This window comes from Micromonospora globispora, from assembly GCF_003857015.1.
Taxonomy (GTDB): Bacteria; Actinomycetota; Actinomycetes; order Mycobacteriales; family Micromonosporaceae; genus Micromonospora; species Micromonospora globispora.
Map to the genome: position 1 here is coordinate 1 of NZ_QGGF01000654.1, position 3,605 is coordinate 3,605.

The following is a 3,605-nucleotide window of genomic DNA, read 5'->3' on the forward strand; positions in this document are numbered from 1 at the left end:
GCGGGCTCACCCTGTCGGCGCTGGTGGCGGAGCTGCGTACCGCGGTCACCGACCCGGGGGTCCCGCCCACCCGGCGGCGCGCCGCGGCGGCCGAGCTGGCCCGGCTGGCCGCCGCCGGGGTGCCCGGCGCCCACCCCGACGACTGGTGGGGGTTGCGCGGCCTCTCCGACGACCGGCCGCTGGTCGACGACGGCGAGCCGGTCCGGGTCACCCCGTCGGCGATGGAGAGCGCGCTCCGGTGCAGCCTGCGCTGGCTGCTGGAACGGCACGGCGGCAGCGGCCCGGCCAGCGCCGCGCAGGGTGTGGGCAACCTGGTGCACGCCGCCGCGATGCTCGCCGAGGACGCCAGCGTCGACCGCACCGCCCTGCTGGAGTACGTCTCCGCCCGGTTCGACGCCATCGAGCTGGCCGCCCGCTGGATGGTCGGCCCCGAACGGACCCGCGCCGAGGCCATGGTGGACAAGCTGCTCCGCTGGCTCGCCGGCAACCCGCGCCGGCTGCTCGCCATCGAGCACGAGTTCGCGGTCCGCCTCGACGACCCGCAACGGCCGGTCGAGCTGACCGGCCGGGTGGACCGGCTGGAGGTGGACGCCGAGGGTCGGCTCGTGGTGATCGACCTGAAGACCGGCAAATCGACCGCGGTCACCGAGCGGGAGGTCGCCGAGCACCCGCAGCTCGGGGCGTACCAGGCGGCGGTCGAGGCGGGGGCGTTCGCCGAGTTCGGCGACGAGCCCGGCGGGGCCGCCCTGGTGCAGCTCGGCACGTCCGCCAAGGACGCCAAGGAGCAGGCCCAGGCGGCCACCGGGGAGGGCCCCGAGGCCGGCTGGGCGACCGCGCTGGTCCGGCGGACCGCCGATACGATGGCCGCCGCCACCTTCGCCGCGGTCGCCAACTCGAAGTGCCGGGTCTGCCCGGTCCGGACGAGCTGCCCGGTGTCCGGGCAGGGGCGCCAGGTCGTCGAGCCGCCGACCACCCCGAGCAACCGTGAGCGCGAGGAGTGAGCTTGCCAGCCTCACCGTCGCGAACGAAGCCGGCGCCATGACCCAGCCCGCGCTCTTCAGCACCGCCACCCCGGCGCCCCGCACGCCCGACGCCGGGCCCCGCTACACCCCGGTCGAGCTGGCGAAGCTGCTGCGCCTGCCGGCGCCCACCCGCGAGCAGGCGGCGATCATCGCCGCGCCGGTGGAACCACTGCTGGTGGTCGCGGGCGCCGGCTCCGGCAAGACCGAGACGATGGCCGCCCGGGTGGTCTGGCTGGTGGCAAACCAGTACGTGCGGCCGGAGCAGATCCTCGGCCTCACCTTCACCCGCAAGGCGGCCGGCGAGCTGGCGCACCGGGTGCGTACCCGGCTCGACCAGCTCATCCGGCGGTTGGGGCGGCACGGCCGCGACCCGCACGACGACTCCCTCGCGGGCGAGCCGACGGTCTCCACCTACCACTCGTACGCCGGCCGGATCGTCACCGAGCACGGCCTGCGCGCCGGGTACGAGCCCTCCACCCGGCTGCTCACCGAGGCGTCCCGCTGGCAGCTCGTCGACCTGCTGGTCCGCAACTACGACGGCGACATGTCCGACGTGGACCGGATGCCCAGCACCATCACCGACGCGGTGCTCGCCCTCGCCGGCGAGCTGGACGAGCACCTGGTCGACCCGGACGAGCTGGCCGCCTGGACCGGCCGCTTCTTCGCCGAGGTGCAGTCCCGCCCCGGCCGGGTGTACGCCGACGTCCGCAAGGCGCTGCAGCTCCAGCGGACCCGGCTGAAGCTGCTCCCGCTGGTGCGCGCGTACGCCCGGCGCAAGGAGGACTTCGAGGCGATGGACTTCGCCGACCAGCTCGCCCGGGCCGCCCGGGTGGCGCGGGACCACCCCGGCGTCGGCGTCATCGAGCGGGACCGCTTCCGGGTGGTGCTGCTCGACGAGTACCAGGACACCAGCCACGCCCAGGTGGTGCTCCTCAACGCCCTCTTCGGCGGCGGTCACCCGGTCACTGCCGTCGGTGACCCCTGCCAGTCCATCTACGGCTGGCGGGGGGCCAGCGCCGGCACCCTGGACCGGTTCCCGGGCGAGTTCGCCCGCACCGACGGCGCCCCGGCCGAGGTGCTCAGCCTGACCACGAGCTGGCGCAACCGCCCGGAGATCCTCGGCGTGGCCAACGCGCTCGCCACCCCGCTGCGGGCCGCCGGCGCCCAAGTCCCCGAGCTGCGCGCGGCGCTCAGCGTCAAGGAGTCCATCGCGCACCGCACCCCCGGCGGCGCGGCCGGTGGCACGGTGCACTGCGCCCTGCTGGAGACGTACGCCGACGAGGCCGAGTGGATCGCCGACAGCGTGCTCGCCGCCTGGCGCGGGGCGGCCCGGATGCCCGACGCGCTGCCCGAGCACATCCCGGTGCCGCAGCGCCCCACCACCGCCGTGCTGGTCCGGCTGCGCAGCCAGATCCCCGCCATCGAGTCGGCGCTGCGCGCCCGTGGCCTGCCCGTCGAGGTGGTCGGGCTGGGCGGCCTGCTGGACACTCCCGAGGTCCGCGACGTGGTCTGCACGCTGCGGGTGCTCGCCGACCCGACCGACGGGGCGGCGCTGCTGCGGCTGCTCACCGGGGCGCGCTGGCGGATCGGGCCGCGCGACCTGGTCGCCCTGCACCGGCGGGCCCGCTCGATCGCCCGGTCGCGGCGTCAGCTCGTCGGCGACGACGAGCCGGAGATCACCGTCGACGCGCTCGACGAGGCGACGCTGGTGGAGGCCCTGGCGGACCTCGGTCCGGCGCAGGCGTACTCGGCGGAGGGGTACGCCCGGCTGCGCGCGTACGGGATGGAGCTGGCGCTGCTGCGCTACCGGCTGGACCAGTCCCTGCCGGAGCTGATCGCGGACATCGAGCGGACCATCGGCCTGGACGTGGAGGTGGCGGTCCGGGCCGGGCGGGACGGCACCGGCGACGCCGGGCTGGCCCGTGGCCACCTGGACGCCCTCGGGGACGTCGCCGCCCGGTTCAGCGGGGAGACCCCGGGGGCCACCCTCGCCGGCTTCCTCGCCTTCCTCGCCGCCGCCGAGGACGAGGAACGCGGACTCACCCCCGGCGAGGTCGAGGTGGTGGAGGGGGCGGTGCAGATCCTCACCGCGCACGCCGCCAAGGGCCTGGAATGGGACGTGGTGGCGGTCGCCGGGCTGACCCGGGCGGTCTGGCCGGGGCCGGTCCGCAACTCCGACCACTGGCTCGGTGGGCTGGGCGTGCTGCCGTTCCCGCTGCGCGGCGACGCCGACGGGCTGCCCGAGCTGGGCCTGGCCGCCGCCGAGGACCAGCGCGGGGTGGCCCGGGCGGTGGAGGACTTCACCGACGCCTGGCGGGCCCACGACGAGCGGGAGGAGCGCCGGCTGGCGTACGTGGCGGTGACTCGGCCGCGCCGGCTGCTGCTCTGCTCCGGGTACTGGTGGGGGGAGGGCACCAAGCGGTTCCGCGGCCCCTCGGTCTTCCTCCGCGAGGTGCACGACGCCTGCCTGGACGGCGGCCCGGGGCACGTGGTCGACGCGTGGACGCCGGAGCCGGCCGGGGATGCGGTCAACCCGACCACCGAGATGGTGCTCCGCGCCGAGTGGCCGGCCGACCCGCTCGG

General features: G+C 76.4%; 2 protein-coding genes. Both read left to right on the forward strand.

Annotation, left to right across the window (positions count from 1 at the left end):
* A partial coding sequence (locus DKL51_RS31485; RefSeq protein ID WP_148097902.1) for a RecB family exonuclease occupies window positions 1-1,001 on the forward strand: 1,001 nt, incomplete at its 5' end.
* 37 nt (window positions 1,002-1,038) lie between these two features.
* Window positions 1,039-3,605: ATP-dependent helicase (locus DKL51_RS31490; protein WP_148097903.1), on the forward strand; the 2,567-nt coding region annotated here is incomplete at its 3' end.